The sequence below is a fragment of the Raoultella sp. T31 genome, from assembly GCF_002806725.1.
Taxonomy (GTDB): Bacteria; Pseudomonadota; Gammaproteobacteria; order Enterobacterales; family Enterobacteriaceae; genus Klebsiella; species Klebsiella electrica.
Genome location: NZ_PIBO01000046.1, coordinates 1 through 20997 on the forward strand (window position 1 = coordinate 1; position 20997 = coordinate 20997).

Here is a 20997-nt window from a genome sequence, read left to right on the forward strand (position 1 = left end):
CAGGCATAGCGGTGATCTTATTGAATTTGTGGAAAAATCAGTAGATCACATCGCGTTATGCCTGTCTCGTTTTATCCTTCTTTTTCTGGGGATCCCTCAGCGCGAAAGCGGCCTTTTTTTGCGCCCTCATTTACGACAATGGATATTAACGCCGGTGCAATACCTGCCTCGCGACGGGCTTTCGGCGAGAGTGAATCGAGTTTACTCAGTGTTTCACGGGTATTTTTGAATACGGGTAGCGTTGCTGGCTGGCGGTACATCATCGCGGTTCTGCTGCGTGCTCACTGCCCGCAATATGGCGCCTGCCGAGGCAATCTGAAGATATTGAATAAGCTGATTCAGGCGTGGTGATTGTGGAATAAAAGCGCGCTGATGGTCCAATAATTAAAGGTTTATATTTAAATTTCGCCATATTTATGGTCTGTATCACTATTAAAATAAAATTTATTAGCATGATTTTTTACAGGCTGTTGCACGCCTCCTTCTTTGCTGTATTGTCGGTAACTAGCTGAATAATCATTAGTAAATGAGATGAGACGCACGCCGGAAATCAGAAATCTTACTTGCATTAAATGCTTATCCAGATAAGTTATTGAGTCTGAGTTTATTCTTCATCCTTCACGTTTTGGGGTCCTGGCATCCCATTTTCCAACGTTCGTTTAGCTGAAGCTTGAATGAAGCGGAATATCGATTTCTTATTTCCCGGAGAACGGCATGAGCCATTTTGTGATTCCAGAAATTAAAGCAGCTGAAGAAGAAATGATTGCGATCCGTCATTATTTACATGCCCACCCGGAATTAAGTCTGGAAGAGTTTAATACCAGCGAGCTGGTGGCGGAAAAACTGGCGCAGTGGGGCTATACGGTGACCCGCGAACTGGGGAAAACCGGGCTGGTGGGATCGCTAAGCAAAGGGCATTCATCACGTACGATTGGGTTGCGCGCCGATATGGACGCGCTGCCGATTGTTGAAACCACGGAATTACCCTGGGCCAGCACCGTGGCGGGAAAAATGCACGCCTGCGGCCACGACGGCCACACCACTATCCTGCTGGCGGCGGCTAAATATATTGCCTCGCCGGCCTGCCAGTTTAACGGCACGGTGCACGTCATTTTCCAGCCAGCGGAAGAGGCCATCGGCGGCGCGGACCTGATGATAAAAGACGGGTTGTTTGAGCGCTTCCCCTGTGATTGCGTGTTTGCGCTGCACAATATGCCCGGGCTGCCGGTCGGCAAGCTGGGCTTCTACGCCGGCAACTTTATGGCGTCGGCGGATACCGTCAAGATAACCATTCACGGCTACGGCGGCCACGGCGCTCACCCGGACCGCGCGGTCGATCCCATTCTCGCCGGCTCGGCGCTGGTGATGGCCCTGCAAAGTATCGTCGCCCGTAACGTGCCGCCGGGGGAAACCGCCGTGGTGACCGTCGGCACCTTCCAGGCGGGCATCGCCTCCAATGTGATCCCGGAAAGCGCGGTCATGGAGCTGACCGTGCGGGCGATGAAGCCGGAAGTGCGCGATCTGCTGATCAAACGGATTCACGACATCACCGAATTTACCGCCAAAAGCTACGGCGCCACCAGCGAGATTGAGGTCTACGACTCCTACCCGGTGCTGACCAATAGCGTGGAGGAGACCGCCTTCGCCAAAGCATTAGCGCTGGAGGTCTTTGGCAGCGAACAGGTACTGGAATCCGTTGCGCCGATGAACGCCAGCGAGGATTTCGCCTTTATGCTGCAGGCGCGTCCGGGCTGCTATTTCCTGCTGGGTAACGGCGAGAAGGGCGATAAAGGCGGCTGCATGGTGCATAACCCTGGCTATGACTTTAACGATGACATTATTACCACCGGGGCGTCGTTTTTCGCCCGCTTAGTTGAAACACACTGCCGTTGATCTCTGGAGCTCGTAAATAATGAAAAAATCACTACTGCTGTGGGTCGCGCTGATGGCGTCCACATCGGCACTGGCCGCAGAACAAAAAGAAATTCGTTTTGGCGTCGATCCCACTTTTGCACCGTTCGAATGGAAAGACCCGCAGGGCAAGCTGGCGGGTTTTGATATTGATTTAGGCAACGCCATCTGCCAGCGGTTGCAGGCGAAATGCGTGTGGGTGGAAAGCAACTTCGACGGCATTATTCCGGCGCTGAAGGCGCGTAAATTCGACGCGATTCTCTCCGGCATGTATATGACCGAGAAACGCAAAGAGCAGATTGGCTTTAGCGACAAGCTGTACAACGGCCCGGTGTTCCTCGTGGCGCGTAAAAATACGCTGACCGGCAATACGCCAGAGCAGCTCAAAGGCAAAACGATCGGCGTGGAGCAGGGCTCGGCGCAGGAGACTTACGTCAACCAGCACTGGCGTCCGTCGGGCATTAATATCGTGGCCTATCAGGGCGCTGACAGCGTGGTGCGGGATCTGGAATCCGGGCGTATTGATGGCGCGGTGCTCTCCGGAATGATGGCGGACTACAGCTTCCTGCAACAGCCGCAGGGTAAAGATTTCGCCTTTGTTGGCGGAAATTTACAGGATAATAAGCTGTTCGGTGCCGGGGCGGCGATTGGCCTGCGAAAAGAGGACGATGCGTTGCGTCAGGAAATTAACCGCGCGATCGCGCAGATTCTCACCGACGGAACCTATAAAAAACTGTCGGGTAAATATTTTAGCTTTGACGTCTATTCCGGGACATAATGTTGTAATGCATCCGGCGGGCACGGACAGGCCCGCCGCAAGATTCCTTTTCTGACTCTCCACTCATGGTTCTTTCCCGCCCGTTGCGGCCTGGCGAAGGATGCAGAATATAAGCGATAAGGAGTGAACGGCATGAATACACGTCCATTGGGCAAAACCGGATTTTCCATCGCGCCGCTGGTCTTCGGCGGCAACGTGTTTGGCTGGACCTGCGATGAAAAAACCAGTTTTGCCATTCTTGATGCTTTTGTCGACCACGGCTTTGACGCCATTGATACCGCCGATGTCTATTCCCGCTGGGCGGACGGCAATCAGGGCGGCGAGTCGGAAACCCTGATTGGCCGCTGGCTGCAGGCGCGTCCGGGGATGCGTGATAAGGTCAAAATCTTCACCAAAGTGGGCTCGGATTTAGGGCTGCCCGGGCAAAAAGGGCTGCAGAAAGCCTGGATCCAGCAGGCCGTGGAAAACTCACTGCGCCGTCTGAACACCGATTATATCGATCTCTACTTTGCCCACTGGCCGGACCCGGAAACCCCCGTTGCCGAGACGCTGAGCGCTTTTCACGCGCTACAGCAGGCGGGAAAAATTCGCGCGACCGGGGCTTCGAATCTGGATGCCCAGCAGCTTTCCGCGGCGCTGGAGGTGGCGCGTAAAGAGGGGCTGCCGGCCTGGCAGGTGCTGCAACCGGAATACAATCTCTATCACCGCGCCGCTTTTGAGGGGGCGCTGTGCGACCTGTGCGTCAGCCGGGAAATTGGCGTCGTCACCTACTACAGCCTCGCCTCCGGCTTCCTGACTGGTAAATACCGCCAGCAGGCCGATCTGGCGCAAAGCCAGCGCGGCAGCGGCATTGGGAAGTATCTCAACCCGCGCGGAATGCGGATTATCGATACCCTGGAAGAGGTCGCCGCTCAGCACCATGCAAAACCGGGTGAAGTGGCGCTGGCCTGGCTGATGAGTCGGGAAGGGGTGACCGCGCCGATTGCCAGCGCCACCAGCGTGGCCCAGGTCGAAAGTTTTGCCCGCGCCGCTCAACTGACGCTGAATGCCGCCCAGCTGGCGCGGCTGGAGATTGCCAGCGCCTGACGACGACGTGCCGGAGCCGTCAGGCTCCGGCGCTACGCTCAGGACGCATGGTTCGTCACATTCAGAATCTGCGCGCTGGCCCCGACCGGGAAATTGCTCAGCGCGGCAAAATCGCTTCCCTGATAGCCGAGAATCTTGCCGTCGGTGCGCATCAGTTGCAGATCGATAAGGATAACCCCCAGCGTCGGAATGATTTTCTCGCGCCAGACGAACAGCGTCAGATCGTCCGCCACCTGCACGTAGTGACAGCGATCGACATCCGCCAGACCTTTCTCCACGCCGTCCAGACACTGCCAGGCATAGAAGTTATCGTTGAGATAAATATGCTCATAACGTTCAGTCGGGCTGTAGGTGTACTGGTTACGCATCCCCACCAGCGCGCGGGTGAAGGTCGGCAGCGGCCCCGGCTCGCGGTTCAGACGGGCAAAATGAAAGTGGACGTCGACTGCCGTCAGCGGCAGACCCTGCTCGACGCGGCTGAACGCATCGAGGCGTGCGGCCTGCTCCGTCGGCAACTGACCGTAGACCAGGGTAGCGTTATTTTGCGTCAGGTTGCACACCGCACTGATGCTGGCGTTTTCCTTACCGGGATCGAGAAAATCGATCAACAGTACATCGGGGCGAATGGCGGTCACGCGCCCGGCAACGAGCTGCCCGTCCCAGAGCAGGGCGTGGGCATCAACCATCGCCAGCCGGTGACAGGCGCCGTCGGCCAAATAAAAGGTCAGGGATGTTCCATCAGATATCGAGGCGGCCGGCAGGACGTTGCCGTGAGGGGCAAAGCCGTCTGCAAGCGCCCCGACCTGAATAAATACGGCTTCTGAAGTCATGTGAGATCCTTGTGGTGTAAAAACGTTAAGCAAATGCCAGCGTCGGGACATCCACCGCGCTGGCGCCGCCGTCGGCAACCAGCGTCGCGCCGCTGATAATCGACGCCTGCGGGGAGCAGAGGAACTGGCAGGCGAGGGCAATCTCCTGCGCGCTGGCCGGACGGCGCAGCGGGACGTCGCGACACACCTGCTGATAGGCCTGCTCAAGGTTGATGCCCTGCGCGGCCATCAGCGGCTGCATCTCCTCATCGGCCATCGGCGTGGTTACCCAGCCGGGACAAATGGCGTTGGCGCGTACCCCTTGCGGGCCATAATCCCGCGCGACTGAACGCATCAGACCGATCGCTGCGTGTTTGGCGGTCACGTAACCACAGGCCTGCGGCCCGGCGGCGAGGGAGGCTATTGAGGCGACAAACAGCACGTTGCCGCGCCGGGCAATCAGCGACGGCAGGCAGGCGCGGACGCTGGCAAACGCGCTGTCGAGATTGCTCTCCAGCGCCGCACGCCACTGCCGATCGCTGGTCTCGACGGCGGCGCCGTTGCCCATGCCGCCCGCGCTACAGATTAAAACGTCGATATGGCCCGCGCGTTCAACAATCGTCGGCAGCAGATGCGTCTGCCACTCATCGCCGCTGGCGGCATCGCCCGCCAGTGCCACGGCGCCGGTCTCTTCCGCCAGCGTTTGCAACGGAGCGAGACGGCGGCCGGTAATGAACACTGTCTCGCCCGCCGCCACCATCAGTCGCGCACAGGCGGCGCCAATCCCGGTACCGCCGCCGGTAATCACTACCACTCGACCCATCGTCTCTCTCCCCAAAAGCGTCTGCTTTGTCCTTTAGATAAGCCTGAACAGTCCGCCTGCTCAGTATTCATCACCAAACCCGTCCGATATCGGCGCCGGGCCGTGCTCGCGCACTCAGCCCCGGTTTATTCTTTTTGCCCGCGTCTCTTTCCGGGCAGCAGAAAATCCTGCGCTTGCCTGAAGAGTTAAGCGCCTGATGAAAATGATTTGCGTCATATTTATCAGGTATAGAGGAGTCATTTAAAAAGACTATCGTTCTAAAGGACGAGATCGCGGCTGAAAAACGTGAGAATGTGAACCGGGCGGCGTCAGAACATAAAGTTAATAACTTTTGTTTATGTTTTAACGTTATTTCGATAACACAGCGACATGCTGAATATTAATGCTTTAACTAACAGTTAGTTAAATAAAATTTTGTAACCGATATCACATTGTTAATATGTTAATGATTGTGTTACTTAAATGTGAAATGTATGCTTCTTGTATCGTTGCTCATCCGCGTTTAACGCACTTTCACCTCGACGGGAGGGATCATGTCTGCTTTATTAAAAGCCAGTCGTAATGATGCGATAATTGCCCGTTGTTTACTGACTATTTCACAGTTAATTCCACTGTCGTCGGCGGTGTTTTATCGGGTCAATAATGGTTTAAAACCAGAACATTATATTTTGCATAACATTTCCGCGAATACGCACCAGCAATATCTGGAGTGTTTTCAGCCGTTAGATCCGCTGCTGCCGTCCCGCTTTAGTCATCAGGCGATTACCATGGCGGCGATGACCCCAGGCGTCTGTGACCGCAACCGTCATTACTATCATGAGTTTATGTTGCCGAATAATGTTCGCGACATGACCGAAGTCTTTATTCGCCGCGACCGGCGGATTATTGCCGGTATCTCCTTAATGCGCGACGTCGCGTTTTCCAGCGAGGAGCGTCTGCGCGCCCAGGCGGTGTTGCCGCTGGTGGAACTGGCCATCCACGATTGCCTCCAGCAAGAGGATGACCTGCCGGCGATGCTGACGGCGAAAGAGCGTGAAATTGTTGGCATGGTCCGCGAAGGGGCCAGTAATAAGCTGATTGCCCGTCAGCTGGATATTTCTCTCTCCACGGTGAAAACCCACTTACGCAATATTTTTGCCAAGACCGAAGTGGTCAATCGTACCGAGCTTGTTTCCCGAACCTGGATGCCATCCGCTCAGCGCACGCTGCATCTGTAATCTGACTCATCGCATCCCGCGCGCGCCGCTGACCGCGGCGTTTTCCTGATGCCTGACGGTATCACTCCCAGGACTGCTGTCCGGGGGGAGACTTTTTGACTGGAGCACGCACCACGATGTCGAGTACGCCTGTTGCCGAAAAGCTTTTATCCCAGCCGTCCGGGCTGGTTTTCACCGCCCGCCTGCTGGCGGCTATCGTCATTTTCGCGGCCGTTGCGCCGGGGATTCTGATGACCGCGCCAGCGGTCGCCGCGCAACTGGCCAGCGAATGGCAGCTGACGCCCGTAGAGATCGGCTATCTTTTTCCGCCGAACTTGGCGCCATGAGCCTTGCGACGCTGCCGGCATGGTGGTGGATGAGTCGTCTGGACTGGCGCCGCGTGGCCCTGTGTGCCTGCGCGGTCTTTCTGGTGGCGAATCTTGTCTCATCGGCGGTCAGTCAGTACGAAACGCTGCTGATCGTCCGCTTCATCGCCTCGCTGGCGGGGGGCACTCTGATGATCCTGTGTATCAGCTGTGCGGCCGGAACGGCCAATCCTTCCCGGGTGTATGCCTTCTGGGTGCTGGGACAGCTGCTGCTGGGCATGGTGGGATTGCTGGTGTTACCGGCGCTGTTTGCCAGCTTCGGCCTGAAGGTGGTGTACCTGATCCTCGCCGCGATCATGCTCTGCTGTCTGCCGCTGGTCCCGGCATTTCCTTCGCGCTTTCAGCCGATGTCCGCCGCTTCCCGCCAGCCGCCCGCGATCGCGCCGTTACGTAAACTGTGCGCGGTGCTGGCGGTGCTCACTTTTTACATCAGCCTCAGCGCGGTGTGGACGTTTATCGGCACCATCGGCAGCGCGGCGGAATTGAGCGCGGCGCAAATCGGCATGGTGCTGGCGGCCGCGACGGTGTTCGGCATTATCGGCGCGGGCGGCGCTGCGCTGCGCGGTACGCGGCGCCCGGACCGGATACCGGTCTGGCTGGGCTACGGCCTGCTGATCCTCAGCATTGTGCTGCTCCTCAGCCATCCGCTGCTGGTGCGCTTCGCGCTGGCCGCGTTGCTGTTCAAATTCACCTGGACCTTTGTGCTGCCGTTTATTCTCGCGCGGGTTGCCGGGCTGGATAACAACGGTCGCCTGATGAACAGCATCAATCTGGTGATTGGCGGCGGGATGGCGGCCGGTCCGGCGCTGGCCGGGGCGCTGCTACAACGTTTTTCCAGCGCCGATGCGCTGCTTGCGGCGGCAGGCGGCTGCGCGCTGATCTCAGCAGGATTAATTCTGGCGGCCTCGTCCGCCGGGAAGAGTGAGCCAACGGGAGGATAGAGTGAAAAGAAAAACCGGTTTCTTCTTTGATGAACGTTGTTTCTGGCACAGTACCGGGCTGCATGCGGTGACGCTGCCGGTTGGCGGCTGGGTGCAGCCTCCGGCAGGGGGCGGCCATGCGGAATCGCCGGAAACCAAGCGCCGGATGAAAAATCTGATGGATGTCGCGGGCCTGACTGCGCAGCTTCAGCTGCGCGGTGCCGCGGCCGCCAGCGAAGAAGATTTGCGCCGTATTCACCCGGCGCATTATCTGGAGCGCTTTAAGGCAATCAGCGATAGCGGCGGCGGCCTGCTGGGCAAAGAGGCGCCGCTGGGGCCGGGCAGCTATGAAATCGCCTGCCTTTCTGCCGGGCTGGCCTGCGCCGCGGTTGAGGCGGTGCTGAGCGGCGAGCTGGATAATGCCTACTCGCTGTCGCGACCGCCGGGGCACCACTGCCTACCGGATCAATCGATGGGCTTCTGCTTTCTCGCCAACATTCCCATTGCCGTGGAGCGGGCGAAGGCGCGGCTCGGGCTGGGGAAAGTGGCGATCCTCGACTGGGATGTGCACCACGGGAACGGTACGCAACATATCTATCTGCAGCGTGACGATGTGCTGACCATCTCGCTGCACCAGGACGGCTGTTTTCCGCCGGGCTATGCCGGAGAGGACGATCGCGGGATCGGCGTCGGCGCTGGCTACAACATCAATGTTCCGCTGATGGCCGGCGCCGGGGACGACGGCTGGCGCTATGCGCTGGAAACGATCGTGCTGCCAGCGCTGGCGCGCTTTGAACCAGAGCTGATTATCGTCGCCTGCGGCTACGATGCCAACGCCATGGACCCGCTGGCGCGAATGCTGCTCCACAGCGACAGCTTCCGCGCCATGACCGAACGGGTGCAGGAGGCGGCCGATCGCCTGTGCGGCGGCAAACTGGTGCTGGTTCATGAAGGGGGCTATGCCGAATCCTATGTGCCGTTCTGCGGGCTGGCGGTGATGGAAGCGTTAAGCGGGGTAAAAACCGAGGTTGAGGATCCGCTGCTGACGTTTATTCAGCAACAGCAGCCGCGTGAGGCCTTTACCCGCTTCCAGCGTCAGGCGATTGATGAACTGGCGCAGCGGTGTGGGCTGAAGTAATCTCCATCGCTTCTCCGCTATCGATACAGGCGGAGAAGCGCTCTCCTGGGTGGGACTCTGTTTCACTTCTCTTTTATGTCATTTCTCTGTCGCCGTTTGCGTCATCCACTGACCGATCGCCTGATGCAGCATATTCATAACGCTCAACAGCAGCATCCGCTGGTGCTTTTCGAGGCGCAGATAGCGGCGCAGCGGCGGCATTTTGCAGACCACTTCGCTGGCGGCCCACGGCTCAATGCAGCAGCGCCAGCGCTGGTTATCAATGGTTAAAGAGAAGCGGCGGTAGTCCAGTTCGCTCAATGTCTGCTGTAAACGCGGAAACAGGTTGAGGTAACGGGCGAGGTCGGCGGCCGGTTTCGCCGCCCGGAAGGTCACCGGCTGGCGTTTAAGCCAGCCGGATTGATGGGCGCGAATGTTACCCTCAGCGGGCCGGGTGACCGGCCCCTCGACAACAAATTCGCAGCTGTGAATGCTGGCCATAAACAGCCGTTTCTGGCGAACGCTGAAAGTGACGTCGGTGGTGGCGTTCAGGTGCAGCACCGCACTGCGCTCGCTGAGCTTTTCGCTGTCCCAGCCGGCTAAATCGCGCTGCACCGCATTCATCAGCGGCGTACTAAACGAGGGGACGGAGGGCATCTGGCGTCATCTCCCCTTGGTTCTGTTTCTCATAGTTGCCAATCGCGCGTTCCACCACCTCTTCAACCGGTACCGGGCGGAACGGGTTGACCCGCTGGACGCACACCGTCCAGAAGAGGGCATAGGCGGCGGTCAGGCCGAGCATGATGCCGAACGGCACCAGCACTTCGCGCTTGTCCATCCCCGGCGGGGTGATATTGATGATGGCGATAATAATCCCGACGCTGGAGATAATCTGCGGCAGCGGGAACCACGGCGAGCGGTAGGCGCGGGGCAGGTCCGGACGACGAATACGCAGCAGCACCACCGAGAGGGTCACCAGCAGATAGGCGACGCCCCAGGCGCAGACGGCGGCAAGGATCAGCGGCACGATACGATCGATATTGCCGTTCAGATACCAGGCGTGCAGGCAGGGAATCGCCACGCCAATGGCAATGGCGATAACCGGCGTTTTGAAGCGCGGGTGCAGCCAGGTCAGGAAGCGCGGGAGCGCGCCATCCAGCGCCATGCCGTAGATAATCCGCGGGACGGCGGCCATCAGAGTATTAATGGTCGCGCAGCCCGCCAGCAGCAGGCCGACGCCCAGCCAGTACTGTCCGGCGTGGCCCATCACCCGTTCGGCGAAGGCCGGAATGGCCATCGGCGTATCCAGCAGATGGACGTTGTTGGCCGCGTCCAGCACCACGTTCTCGACCTGGCGGTTGATGGCTGCGCCATAGATAAACATGCAGCTTGCGACGCCCAGCAGGCCCAGCGCCATCGCACGCGGAATGGTCCGGTGCGCCTGTTTGATTTCCGGGGCCATGGGGGTGACCAGCTCGCAGCCGACGAACATAAACATCGCCATGCCGATATAGCCGAACAGGCCCGAGAGATCGCTGACGTTAAGCGGCGTGCCGAACCAGCCGGAGAGGTGGGTCACCGGCGCCATAAAAATCCCGCACAGGCCGAAGATGGTCAGCGTGCTCCACATCCCGAAGGTCAGTACCACTTCAACCTTACCGAAGATCTCGACGCCAATAGCGTTCAGCAGGCCGAACACCACCACCATCCCGACGCCGACCATCCAGGTATTCTGATGAGCGGCCATCTGGCTGCTGATGGACTCGAAGTTCACCAGCGCCATCACCCCGGCGAGAATGGTTTCCGCGGTGCCGGCAAAAATATGTACGATCAGATAGGCGCACAGCGCGCCGGTAATGGCGAAAAAGCGCCCCATGCCGCAGGCGATATAGTCATATACCGAGCCGGTAGTGGGGATCAGCGTCGCCGCTTCGGCAAAGGTGGTGACCTGCGCCTGCATCATGATAAACGCCAGCAGGACCGCCAGCGCGAAGGTATCGCCACCCATACCGAAACCGCTGGTCACGGTCAGGATAACCGGGCTGGCCATAATCAGTCCGACGGAGCTGGCGAGGGTAGTAGGAAAGCCGACGACGCCGCGTTCAAGATGGCCGGCGAGTCTTTTACTGAACATAGTCAACCTCTGCACAAGAGTGGTTAGGGCAGGGAGTGGCTGGAAGTGAATAGCCATTCCGGATAGTCATAATTTAGGTTGGCATCCGGCTCAATGAATATCGTCCTGAAGGTGGAGAACGGCGGGTGAATCTGTGATCGGGTGCATGAATACAATCCCCGCCGCCGGGCACCGGGGATTGTCTGCGTTTATTAGCGGCTTTCGACGTTCGCCAGGTAGTGTTTGACGAAGCGCGGGGTGAGAATTTTCCACTCCACTTCGGTGCCCTGTTTCACAAACCAGCTGTCGCCCGGGGAGAAGCGCTGCGGCTGGCCGCCCGATACGGTCAGCTCCACTTCGCCTTCCAGTACGGTGGCGTGTTCGGTAAACGGATAGGTCATGGTGAAACTCCCCTGAGTCGATGAAAACAGCCCGCAGGTAAAGGCGTCCTGCGGTTCGCCGTAAACCATAGCGCCCGCTACCTGCGGATCGCCTTCGGTTGGCGTTGCGCCCAGCAGGCTGACGCTGCCGATAGGCTGCAGTTCAGGAACCGGTTGATCGAGTTTGAATGCTTGCATGATGTTCTCCTGGTTAACTCCGGCCTTTCCAGTAGCCGGCGGTTTGATGCATGAGTTTTCCGGCGGTGACCAGCAACAGACGCAGGCTGTCACGACCGTGGATTGTCGCGTGGGGAATACTGCTCATCAGGCGGTAACGATCTGAGCCGCCGTTAATGCCTTCGGCGAGAATTTTGCACACGATATGCGAGGGGGTAACGCCAAACCCGGAATACCCCTGGACGTAAAAGACGTTATTGCGATCGCGCAGGGTGCCGATTTGCGGGAACAGGTTCGCGCTACAGGCCATCGGGCCGCCCCAGGCGAAGTCGATTTTGACATCCTTAAGATAGGGGAACACTTCCGCCAGCAGCGTGCGGTTCCAGGCAGCAAAATCGTTCGGCGTATATTCAAGGTAGCGCGTGGCGCTGCCGAACAGCAGGCGGTTTTCCCGGGTAATGCGGTAGTAGTTGATGACCGGGCGAATATCGCTGAAGGCGCCGCGCAGCGGGCTGATACGTTCGATCAGCTCATCGGAAAGGGGTTCCGTTGAGACCTGATAAGAGTAGGTCACCAGCGTCTTGTTGTAGATCTCCGGCTCCAGATTATTGAGGAAGCTATCGCAGGCCCACAGCAGCTTAGCCGCCTTTACGCTGCCCATCGCCGTGCGAACCCGCACCTCTTTGCCGTAATTCACCTCAACGACCGGAGAGGATTCGAAAATTTTCACCCCTAATGAGTGGGCCGCTTTTGCCGAACCCAGCAGCATATTCAGAGAGTGGATCTGCCCGCCGCCCATATGCTTGAGCGCGCCGCAGTAGACGTCGGAGCCCACGATTTGCTGCACATCGCTGCCGGTATAGAGCGCGATATCCTCATCCGGAGTGGCGGCCTTAAACTCTTTTTCCCACTGGCGCAGGGTCTTCAGCTGACGCTGGTTGTAGGCCAGATAGCCGTAGCCCGCAACAAAGTCGGCATCGATATTGTATTTCTTAATCCGTTCGCGAATGATTCCGGCGCCAAGGTTCGAGATTTTAAACAGCGTCTCCAGCCCCTCTTTACCCACGTGTTTTTTCACCGCTTCGATGTCGTGACCAATGCCGGCCATGACCTGGCCGCCGTTGCGGCCGGTGCCGCCGTAGCCTAAATGACGGGCTTCGAGTACCACCACGTTGGTGATGCCCTGTTCTGCCAGCTCCAGCGCAGTGTTGATACCGGAAAAGCCGCCGCCGATGATCACCACATCGGCTTCAATATCATCCTGCAGCGCCGGAAAATGCAGCTGATATTTTTTGGTGGCGCCGTAGTAGTTCAGCGCATCGATTTTGATATTCATAGCGTTACCCTGTCTGTCTCGCCTGGCTAAGACCCCCATCACAGCATGGCGGCGGGGCGCTGAATATCGTCCGAAAGAATGACGTTCTTTAGAACGATAGGCAGCCTGTTTCCGGCGTGATGTGATGGGGAACATTTCCTGCAACAACGGGTGCCACCGATGAGCGACGTGACCTTACTTGCTGAAGTAACAGCTTTTTTACGCCAACCGCACGGGCAGTTTATTGCCGGAGAGGTTTTGCCCGGCAACGGACCGACGCTGGCGGTGATAAACCCCGCCACCGGCAAAGCGATTGCCGAAGTGACGGCGGCGGACGTCGGGCAGGCGGATTTGGCGATGGCCAGCGCCAGCCAGGCGTTTGACGGCTGGCGCGCGATGCCGACCCTGCAGCGCGGCACGCTGCTGCTCAGGCTGGCCGATCTGCTGGCCAGCCATCGTGAGGAACTGGCGCAACTGGAGAGCCTGTGCTCCGGGAAAACCATCGGCCTGGCGCGAATGCTTGAGCTGGATCAGTCGGTGGCGTTCCTGCGCTACTTTGCCGGCTGGGCAGGCAAGGTGACCGGCGAAACGCTGGATGTCTCGCTCCCGTCAATGGCCGGAGAGCAGTACACGGCCTTTACTCGCCGCCAGCCGGTTGGCGTAGTGGTAGGGATAGTGCCGTGGAACTTCTCGATAATGATCGCCATCTGGAAGCTGGCGGCGGCGCTGGTGTGCGGCTGTACCATCGTGATAAAGCCGAGCGAATATACGCCGCTGACGCTGCTGCGGGTTGCGGAGCTGGCGAAAGAGGCGGGGATCCCGGACGGGGTGATTAACGTGGTAAACGGCGCGGGCGGCGACATCGCCCAGCGACTGATCGCCCACCCGGCCTGCGCCAAGGTCAGCTTCACCGGTTCGGTGGCGACCGGCGAGAAAGTTCAGCAGTCGGCGATCGGCGCCGGAAAACGCGTCACCCTCGAACTGGGGGGCAAAAACGCCGCGCTGTTTCTCGACGATCTCACCCCCGAGGCGATGGCGGGCGGCATTATCGAAGCGGGCTATCTGAATCAGGGGCAAATCTGCGCCGCCGCCGAGCGCTTTTATCTGCCGCAGGGCAAGCTGGATGCGGTGCTGGAAATACTGAAACAGCGCCTGTCAGCGCTACGCCCCGGCTCGCCGCTGGATGAGCAGACGCTGATGGGGCCGCTGGCTAATCGGGTGCAGTTTGAGAAAGTACTGCAGCTGATTGAGAAGGCGCGGGAAGAGGGGGACACCATCGTGTGCGGCGGCGAAGCGCTGCCCGGCGACGGCTATTTTGTCCTGCCGACGGCGGTGAAGGTGCGGAGCGAAAACAGCACGCTGATGCAGGAGGAGACCTTCGGTCCGGTGTGCAGTTTTATCGGCTACCAAAGTGAAGAGGAGGCGCTGTCCCGCATTAACGCTTCGCCATTTGGCCTGGCCGCCAGCGTCTGGTCGGAGAATATCCGCAAGGCGCTGCGCTATTCCGGGGCGATTAACGCCGGGATCGTCTGGGTGAATATGCATACCTTCCTCGATCCGGCGGTGCCGTTTGGCGGCATGAAAGGCTCGGGAATTGGCCGCGAGTTCGGCAGCGCCTTTATCGATGATTACACCGAACTGAAATCGGTGATGGTGCGCTATTAGTCCGGCGTAACTGGCCGGGATTGTTGGCCGCTCATCCCATGTCAGGCCGCGCTCTGCGCCGGGCGCGGCCGGTTTATTTGCCGTCTCCCATCCGGCTGGCGGCACCCATTGCCGCGCAATCAACGCATCTGCAACTTGAAGTCGGGCGAGCAGAAGTGTTAAAAGGTGCCCCTTCATCAACACTCACAGGGGAAAGACGTGAAAGACGCGTCAACGCAGTCAGATGCCACAGCGGAGAGCGGCCCGACGCTTCATCGCGGTTTACAGAACCGACATATCCAGCTCATCGCCCTCGGCGGCGCTATCGGTACCGGCCTGTTTCTCGGGATCGGACCGGCGATTCAGATGGCCGGTCCGGCGGTTCTGATCGGCTATGCCATCGCCGGGATCGTCGCTTTTCTGATCATGCGCCAGCTTGGCGAAATGGTGGTCGAAGAGCCTGTATCCGGCTCCTTTGCCCACTTCGCGTATAAATACTGGGGGCCGTTTGCTGGTTTTCTCTCCGGCTGGAACTACTGGGTGATGTTTGTGCTGGTGGGGATGGCAGAACTGACCGCCGCCGGCATCTATATGCAGTACTGGCTGCCGGATGTGCCGACCTGGGTCTGGGCGGCGGCCTTCTTTATCATCATCAACGCCGTTAACCTCGTTAACGTTCGCCTGTATGGCGAGGCGGAGTTCTGGTTTGCCTTAATTAAAGTGCTGGCGATTATCGGCATGATTGGCTTTGGCCTGTGGATGCTGTTTGGCGGTCACGGCGGCAGCAAAGCCGGATTTGACAACCTGTGGCGCCACGGCGGCTTCTTCGCCACCGGCTGGCATGGCCTGGTGATGTCCCTGGCGGTGATTATGTTCTCCTTCGGTGGCCTGGAGCTGATTGGTATTACCGCCGCCGAAGCGCAAGATCCGCAAAAGAGCATTCCGAAGGCGGTAAACCAGGTGGTGTACCGTATTCTGCTGTTTTATATCGGTTCGCTGGTGGTGCTGCTGGCACTCTATCCGTGGCTGGAAATCAAGTCCGACAGCAGCCCGTTCGTGATGATTTTCCATAATCTTGACAGTAACGTGGTGGCTTCTGCGCTGAACTTTGTCATTCTGGTAGCATCGCTGTCGGTCTACAACAGCGGCGTATACTCCAACAGCCGCATGCTGTTCGGCCTGTCGGTACAGGGCAATGCGCCGAAGTTTCTGGCCCGCGTCAGCAAACGCGGCGTGCCGGTCAATTCGCTGCTCCTCTCCGGGGTGATAACCTCGCTGGTCGTGCTGCTGAACTATCTGCTGCCGCAGAAAGCGCTGGGTCTGCTGATGGCGCTGGTGGTGGCGACGCTGCTGCTGAACTGGATAATGATCTGCATGGCGCACCTGAAGTTCCGCGCGGCCCAGCGTCGCAAAGGACGCGAGCCGAAGTTCAAAGCGCTGCTGGCGCCCGGTGGCAACTACCTCTGTATCGCCTTCCTCGCGCTGATTCTGCTGCTGATGTGCACCATCGACGGCATGCGTCTGTCGGCCATCCTGCTGCCGGTATGGATCCTGTTCCTGTTTATTGTCTTTAAGCTGCTGCGCCGTCCGGCGTAATGTCTCCTTGCCCCGGCCTTCGCCGGGGCAGTCCGCCTTTTCTTGCGATCGTCTTCGCGCTTAGCGTATTTTGCGCAGGATCTTCTTTTTGTCATCGATTGCTTTTTTGAGGGCGGACAACATGGCATCAACGACGCAAGGGCGTGAAGCGCTGGCGTGCGGCACCGGTTTCTGGTGCCACGCCATGGCTTATTTCACGCCGAGATACCCGTCGAGATAGGTGGCGGAAAGTTCGTTACCGAACAGCAGCGCATCCTTCTTCTCCATGTCATTATTCCAGGTATCGCTGGCATTGCCGGTAAAGGTGTGTTGTGAGCGGGTCCCCTTCAGGGCCTGTTGTTTAATGGCATCGGCGTTACGTCGGGCATCGCTTTCGCTGACGCCGGCGCGGCGGTCCTGTTTGCCGCGGTTGTAGATTTCGCTGAAGGTCGGCAGATTTAAGCGATAATTTTCCTGGCGGTTTACGGCAAAATTACCGCCGACAAAATCAGAACGATGGGCGACAAAATAGTACGCATGGCGCTCCGGCGATGGTTTTGAGGCGGTGCAGCCGCTGAGGGCGGTGAGAGAACAGCTGAGGGCAAGCAGTGCGACTCGAATCTTCATTGATGACATCATCCCTAACCTATTGATAATAAAATTTATAATTTCTGGCGTCTGAGCGCGGCGCTTATTTTACCCGCAAAATCATCGCGCTTAACAGCTGGGGAAAATAGCCCTGATAATTGATAGTTTTCTATGGCAATAGTCAGGACCGCCTGCGGCCCTGCGCGCGATTGCGCAGGCCGGACTGCGGGTGCCGGACGATATTGCGGTGATGGGGTTTGACGGCACGGAGCTGGTCTCGCCGCAGCTGACCACCGTGGAACAGCCGTCGCGCGACATTGGCCGCACGCCGGTGACCCTGTTGCTGCAAAAAATCGACAACCCGGATGCCACCGCCGAACGGGTGATGATGGACTGGCGCATTATTGCCCGCGCCAGAGCCAGAGCCTTACCGGTGATTTACCGCCGCCAGCGAACGAATATCGTTGCCGGTCGGCGACTGGTGGATACGCAGCCCGAACTCGTCAACCACGGCGAAAATATGGTCAAAAATATCCGCCTGGATGCTCTCATACTCTGCCCACACCACGGTGCTGGTGAAACAGTAGATCTCAATCGGCAGGCCGTTGGCGTCCGGCGCCAGCTGGCGCACCATCATCGTCATATCTTTGCGCAGCCGCGGGTGGTTGCGCAGATACTCCTGCAAATAGGCGCGGAAAGTGCCGATATTGGTCATCTTGCGCAGGTTCAGCACCGAATGGTCGGCGGCGTTTTGCTGGTTCCACTCGCTAATTTCCTGATAACGCGAGTCCATATAGGGCTTAAGCAGTCGGGCCTGAATTAAGCGCTGCTGCTCCCGCTCATCGAGAAAATGAATACTGGTGGTATCAATATTCAGGCTGCGCTTAATGCGACGCCCGCCGGAGGCGGACATCCCGCTCCAGTTTTTAAACGAGTCGGACACCAGCGACCAGGTGGGGATCGTGGTGATGGTGTTGTCCCAGTTGCGGACTTTCACCGTGGTGAGGCCAATATCAATGACCGCGCCGTCGGCGCCGTATTTCGGCATTTCCAGCCAGTCACCGAGCTTGAGCATATCGTTGGCGGAGAGCTGAATACCGGCGACCAGACCGAGGATCGGGTCTTTAAATACCAGCATCAGTACCGCAGCCATGGCGCCGAGGCCGCTTATCAAAATTGCCGGCGACTGGCCAATCAGCAACGAGATAACCAGGATGCCGATAATAATCGCGCTGACCAGCTTAATGCCCTGGAAAATCCCCTTCAGCGGCAGCTGTGATGCGGTGGCGAATTTCTGCGATAAATTGAAGACCACATCGAGCAGCGAAAAGAACGAGAGCAGAGCATAGATCATGACCCACAGCTGGGCGCAGGTGGTTAATATATTGGCGGCTTCACTGCCTTTTTGCAGCCACAACACCGCCTGCACATTGACGATAATCCCCTGCAGGGTAAAGGCCAGCCGGTGAAACAGTTTGTTCTGGGTGATGATTTGCAGCCACAAATGGCTGCTGGCCTGCGCGCGCTTTTCGAAGGCGCGCAGCACCCCTTTATGCAAAATAAAATGCACGACAATGGCGGTCAGAAAAATAATGCCGAAGATAATAATGAGTGAAGTGGTGGGGGTAATTTCGATGCCTAAGGCGGCAATGTGTGAGATTAATTCCTGCATAACGTCTCCTGTACATCCAGCGGTAATGATGACCGCTGGATGTATATTATGCAAATCAGGCGTTATGCCAATGTGGATTATGAGGCGGTCGCTACCGGGTGAATAGTGAGGTGATGGCGCAGCCACAGGGCAATCGCGCCTAAGAGCAGCATCATTGCTACCTCCACGGCGAGGAAATCGATCAGCGCCTGAGGATAGTTGCCGCCGCCGTGGCGGGCGAGGGTTAAAAACAGCGAGCCGAGGATCGCCGGACCTAATCCCAGCGTCGCCTGCTGCAGGGTGCTGAGAATGGCGCTTCCGGCACCGGCATCGCTGGCGCTGATATCGCGCATGCCAATGCGATAAAAACTGTTAACGATCAGCGCCTGGCCGTAGCCGATAAGCGCGGTAGACGGCACCATCGCCAGCGGCGAGGTGTGAGCGCCGAAGTGGCTGAAGGTCGCCATCAGCAGCAGCAGACCGGCTATCTGCACCACCAGCCCAATCAGCAGAATACGTCCCATGCTGTAGCGGGCAATCAGCCTCGGCGCGTACAGCGCGGAGAGAAAATAGGCCACGCCGAGGGCGATAAAGCTGTTGCCTGACTGCCAGGGCGCCATGCCGAGACCGGTCTGCATGGTCAGCGCCATGCAGAACATGAAGCCGGACCAGGCGCTGAAGAACAGCAGGGCGATAGCCATGCCAAAGCGAATGCTGGTGAGCTTCAGCAGTCGGGGCGGCAACAGCGGCTGTTCGCCGCGCTGCTGCTTACGCAGAGCGCTTACCCGCATCCAGAAAAGCAGCGGCAGTATGGCGACCAGCAAAAGGCGCAGCGCCCACGGCCAGTGAAGTTCCGGACCCAGCGCCATCGGAAACAGCAGGCAGCAGAGGATCAGCGCCAGGCTGACGGTGCCCTGCCAGTCGATAGCCGAATGGGCATCGCGACGGGTTTCCGGGACATAGCGGGGGCTAAGCGCCAGCACCAGCAGACAGATGGGGACATTGATAAAGAACGCGTTGCGCCAGCCCAGCCCGGCGATATCCGCCGACACCAGCCAGCCGCCACCCATCTGCCCGACGATAAAAGCAATCCCGCCAATCCCGCCATACAGACTGATGGCGCGCGCATGGGCAGTGCCTTTCAATGTCACATGCAGGGTGGTGAGGATTTGCGGCACGATCAGCGCCGCGCCTGCCCCCTGCAGCGTGCGGGCCGCCAGTAGCCCGCCGATGGAGTTGGCCATGCCGCACAGCAAAGAGGCGAGGCCAAAAAGCGCGACCCCCCACATAAACAGACGGCGGCGGCCGTAGTTATCGCCCAGCTTGCTGCCCATCGCCAGGCACACCGCAAAAGAGACGCCGTAGAGGGCGACGATCAGCTCCAGCTGGGTGGCGCTGGCATCCAGCGAATGGGTGATGGAGTCCAGCGCCACGTTGGTAATTGAGGTGTCGATCAGCGGCAGCATCTGGCCGGTCAACAGAAGCAGTAAACCGGCGCGGCCGGGTGAAACAGCAGACGAATTCATCGGATCTCTCCATTGCGTCATTCAGCGGATAGCCGTAGCATTACCGATAAATTAAACGGGTACCAGTTCCTGTCTATACTGGTATTGGTACTACCATGCTGGAGTCAATATGACGGGAATGCCGCAACGTGAAACGGTGCTGATAGCGCCCGACGATAGCCGTAAACAGCTGGGCGCCTTTCTGCGCTCCCGCCGCGAAAGCCTCGACCCGCAGCGTCTCGGTCTGCCGCGAGTCGGGCGGCGGCGCACGCCCGGTCTGCGCCGGGAAGAGGTGGCGATGCTGGCCGATGTTGGCGTGACCTGGTACACCTGGCTGGAACAGGGGCGTGAGGTCAATCCGTCGGAATCGGTGCTGATGGGCGTCGCCAATGCCTTGCAGTGCAGCCCGCTGGAGACGCGCCACCTGTTCGTGCTGGCCGGGCTGACGCCGCCGGAAACGACGCAGGTGAGCGTATGCGAGGGGATAAGTCCTGGGACCCGGCGGATGCTCGATAGCCTGATGCCGCAGCCGGCCAGCATCCAGAAACCCAATTTCGATATCGTGGCGTGGAACGACAGTTTTTGTCGGCTGATGGGCGTCGATTTTGCCGCGCTTCCCGAAGAGAACCGTAACTGTATTTATCTCTATCTCACCCATGACGCCTGGCGCAGCCGTATTGAAAATCGCGATGTGCTGCCGACCTTCGTCTCTTACTTCCGCGCGGCGATGGCCGAACACCGGGGCGACCCGCTGTGGGAAAATAAGCTGGCGCGCTTTTTTGCCGCTTCCGCCGAGTTTGAAGCGCTGTGGCATCAGCGCTATGACGTCCGCGGCGTGGAAAATCAGGTGAAGAATTTCAACCATCCGCAGCTCGGGCGCTTTAGTCTGCAGCAGATGTACTGGTATTCCGCCCCGCGTAATGGCTCGCGGCTGCTGGTGTATCTGCCGATGGATGAAAGCGGCGAGCAGGCGCTGGCGTGGCTGGATAACCAGGATTCTCTCTACTGATAGCGACAGGGAAC

General features: G+C 58.6%; 18 protein-coding genes and 2 pseudogenes. 11 read left to right on the forward strand and 9 right to left on the reverse strand.

What is annotated here, in order from left to right; all coding sequences use genetic code 11:
• From CWM52_RS26550 to CWM52_RS22605, 4 genes are all read left to right on the forward strand, one after another.
• A partial coding sequence (locus CWM52_RS26550) for a hypothetical protein (protein WP_206057732.1) occupies positions 1-229 on the forward strand: 229 nt, incomplete at its 5' end.
• A 485-nt stretch (positions 230-714) separates the two neighbouring features.
• The gene (locus tag CWM52_RS22595; RefSeq protein WP_100686137.1) at positions 715-1893 is read left to right on the forward strand and encodes a M20 aminoacylase family protein; all 1179 of its coding nucleotides are present in this window, start codon (positions 715-717) and stop codon (positions 1891-1893) included.
• A gap of 19 nt (positions 1894-1912) precedes the next feature.
• Positions 1913-2689: an ABC transporter substrate-binding protein gene (locus CWM52_RS22600; protein WP_100686138.1), complete on the forward strand. Its 777-nt coding sequence runs from the start codon at positions 1913-1915 to the stop codon at positions 2687-2689.
• A 132-nt stretch (positions 2690-2821) separates the two neighbouring features.
• Entirely contained in the window at positions 2822-3775 is a 954-nt protein-coding gene (locus CWM52_RS22605; protein WP_100686139.1) for an aldo/keto reductase, read from the forward strand.
• Between the two features lie 38 nt (positions 3776-3813).
• On the opposite strand, the gene CWM52_RS22610 is transcribed toward CWM52_RS22605, so the two are convergent.
• On the reverse strand, positions 3814-4605 hold the full coding sequence (locus tag CWM52_RS22610; RefSeq protein ID WP_100686140.1) for a MoaF C-terminal domain-containing protein: 792 nt from the start codon (positions 4603-4605) through the stop codon (positions 3814-3816).
• A gap of 25 nt (positions 4606-4630) precedes the next feature.
• The gene (locus CWM52_RS22615) at positions 4631-5407 is read right to left on the reverse strand and encodes an SDR family NAD(P)-dependent oxidoreductase (RefSeq protein WP_100686141.1); all 777 of its coding nucleotides are present in this window, start codon (positions 5405-5407) and stop codon (positions 4631-4633) included.
• Positions 5408-5940: 533 nt separating this feature from the next.
• Between CWM52_RS22615 and CWM52_RS22620 the strand changes: the two genes are divergently transcribed.
• From CWM52_RS22620 to CWM52_RS22630, 3 genes and pseudogenes are all read left to right on the forward strand, one after another.
• Positions 5941-6624, forward strand: coding sequence for a helix-turn-helix transcriptional regulator (locus CWM52_RS22620; RefSeq protein ID WP_100686142.1), 684 nt, complete (start codon positions 5941-5943; stop codon positions 6622-6624).
• Between the two features lie 116 nt (positions 6625-6740).
• Positions 6741-7930: pseudogene (locus CWM52_RS22625) on the forward strand (MFS transporter).
• Position 7931: 1 nt separating this feature from the next.
• Positions 7932-9047, forward strand: coding sequence for a class II histone deacetylase (locus CWM52_RS22630; protein WP_100686143.1), 1116 nt, complete (start codon positions 7932-7934; stop codon positions 9045-9047).
• A gap of 78 nt (positions 9048-9125) precedes the next feature.
• On the opposite strand, the gene CWM52_RS22635 is transcribed toward CWM52_RS22630, so the two are convergent.
• From CWM52_RS22635 to CWM52_RS22650, 4 genes are all read right to left on the reverse strand, one after another.
• The gene (locus tag CWM52_RS22635; protein ID WP_100686144.1) at positions 9126-9683 is read right to left on the reverse strand and encodes a DUF3156 family protein; all 558 of its coding nucleotides are present in this window, start codon (positions 9681-9683) and stop codon (positions 9126-9128) included.
• Entirely contained in the window at positions 9661-11160 is a 1500-nt protein-coding gene (locus CWM52_RS22640; protein ID WP_100686145.1) for an APC family permease, read from the reverse strand. The genes CWM52_RS22635 and CWM52_RS22640 overlap by 23 nt, the downstream gene beginning before the upstream one ends.
• A gap of 191 nt (positions 11161-11351) precedes the next feature.
• Positions 11352-11717, reverse strand: a complete 366-nt coding sequence (locus CWM52_RS22645; RefSeq protein ID WP_100686146.1) for a cupin domain-containing protein — start codon at positions 11715-11717, stop codon at positions 11352-11354.
• Positions 11718-11730: 13 nt separating this feature from the next.
• On the reverse strand, positions 11731-13032 hold the full coding sequence (locus tag CWM52_RS22650; RefSeq protein WP_100686147.1) for an NAD(P)/FAD-dependent oxidoreductase: 1302 nt from the start codon (positions 13030-13032) through the stop codon (positions 11731-11733).
• Between the two features lie 159 nt (positions 13033-13191).
• On the opposite strand from CWM52_RS22650, the gene CWM52_RS22655 reads away from it, so the two are divergent.
• Together CWM52_RS22655 and pheP are read left to right on the forward strand one after the other, a co-directional pair.
• Positions 13192-14676, forward strand: coding sequence for an aldehyde dehydrogenase family protein (locus CWM52_RS22655; protein WP_100686148.1), 1485 nt, complete (start codon positions 13192-13194; stop codon positions 14674-14676).
• 198 nt (positions 14677-14874) lie between these two features.
• Complete coding sequence (pheP, locus tag CWM52_RS22660; protein ID WP_100686149.1) at positions 14875-16251, forward strand: phenylalanine transporter; 1377 nt, start codon at positions 14875-14877, stop codon at positions 16249-16251.
• Positions 16252-16440: 189 nt separating this feature from the next.
• Here pheP and CWM52_RS22665 read toward each other — a convergent pair whose 3' ends face one another.
• Positions 16441-16857 carry an Exc2 family lipoprotein gene (locus CWM52_RS22665; RefSeq protein ID WP_100686150.1) on the reverse strand — a complete coding sequence of 139 codons (417 nt, stop codon included), beginning with the start codon at positions 16855-16857 and terminating at the stop codon, positions 16441-16443.
• A 157-nt stretch (positions 16858-17014) separates the two neighbouring features.
• On the opposite strand from CWM52_RS22665, the pseudogene CWM52_RS22670 reads away from it, so the two are divergent.
• Positions 17015-17233: pseudogene (locus tag CWM52_RS22670) on the forward strand (substrate-binding domain-containing protein); the annotation flags it as partial.
• A 12-nt stretch (positions 17234-17245) separates the two neighbouring features.
• On the opposite strand, the gene CWM52_RS22675 reads toward CWM52_RS22670, so the two are convergent.
• Complete coding sequence (locus CWM52_RS22675) at positions 17246-18490, reverse strand: mechanosensitive ion channel family protein (protein ID WP_100686151.1); 1245 nt, start codon at positions 18488-18490, stop codon at positions 17246-17248.
• A 77-nt stretch (positions 18491-18567) separates the two neighbouring features.
• Positions 18568-19995: an MFS transporter gene (locus tag CWM52_RS22680; RefSeq protein ID WP_100686152.1), complete on the reverse strand. Its 1428-nt coding sequence runs from the start codon at positions 19993-19995 to the stop codon at positions 18568-18570.
• 109 nt (positions 19996-20104) lie between these two features.
• Here CWM52_RS22680 and CWM52_RS22685 point away from each other — a divergent pair, with 109 nt between their 5' ends.
• Complete coding sequence (locus tag CWM52_RS22685; protein WP_100686153.1) at positions 20105-20983, forward strand: helix-turn-helix transcriptional regulator; 879 nt, start codon at positions 20105-20107, stop codon at positions 20981-20983.
• Positions 20984-20997: the final 14 nt, after the last annotated feature.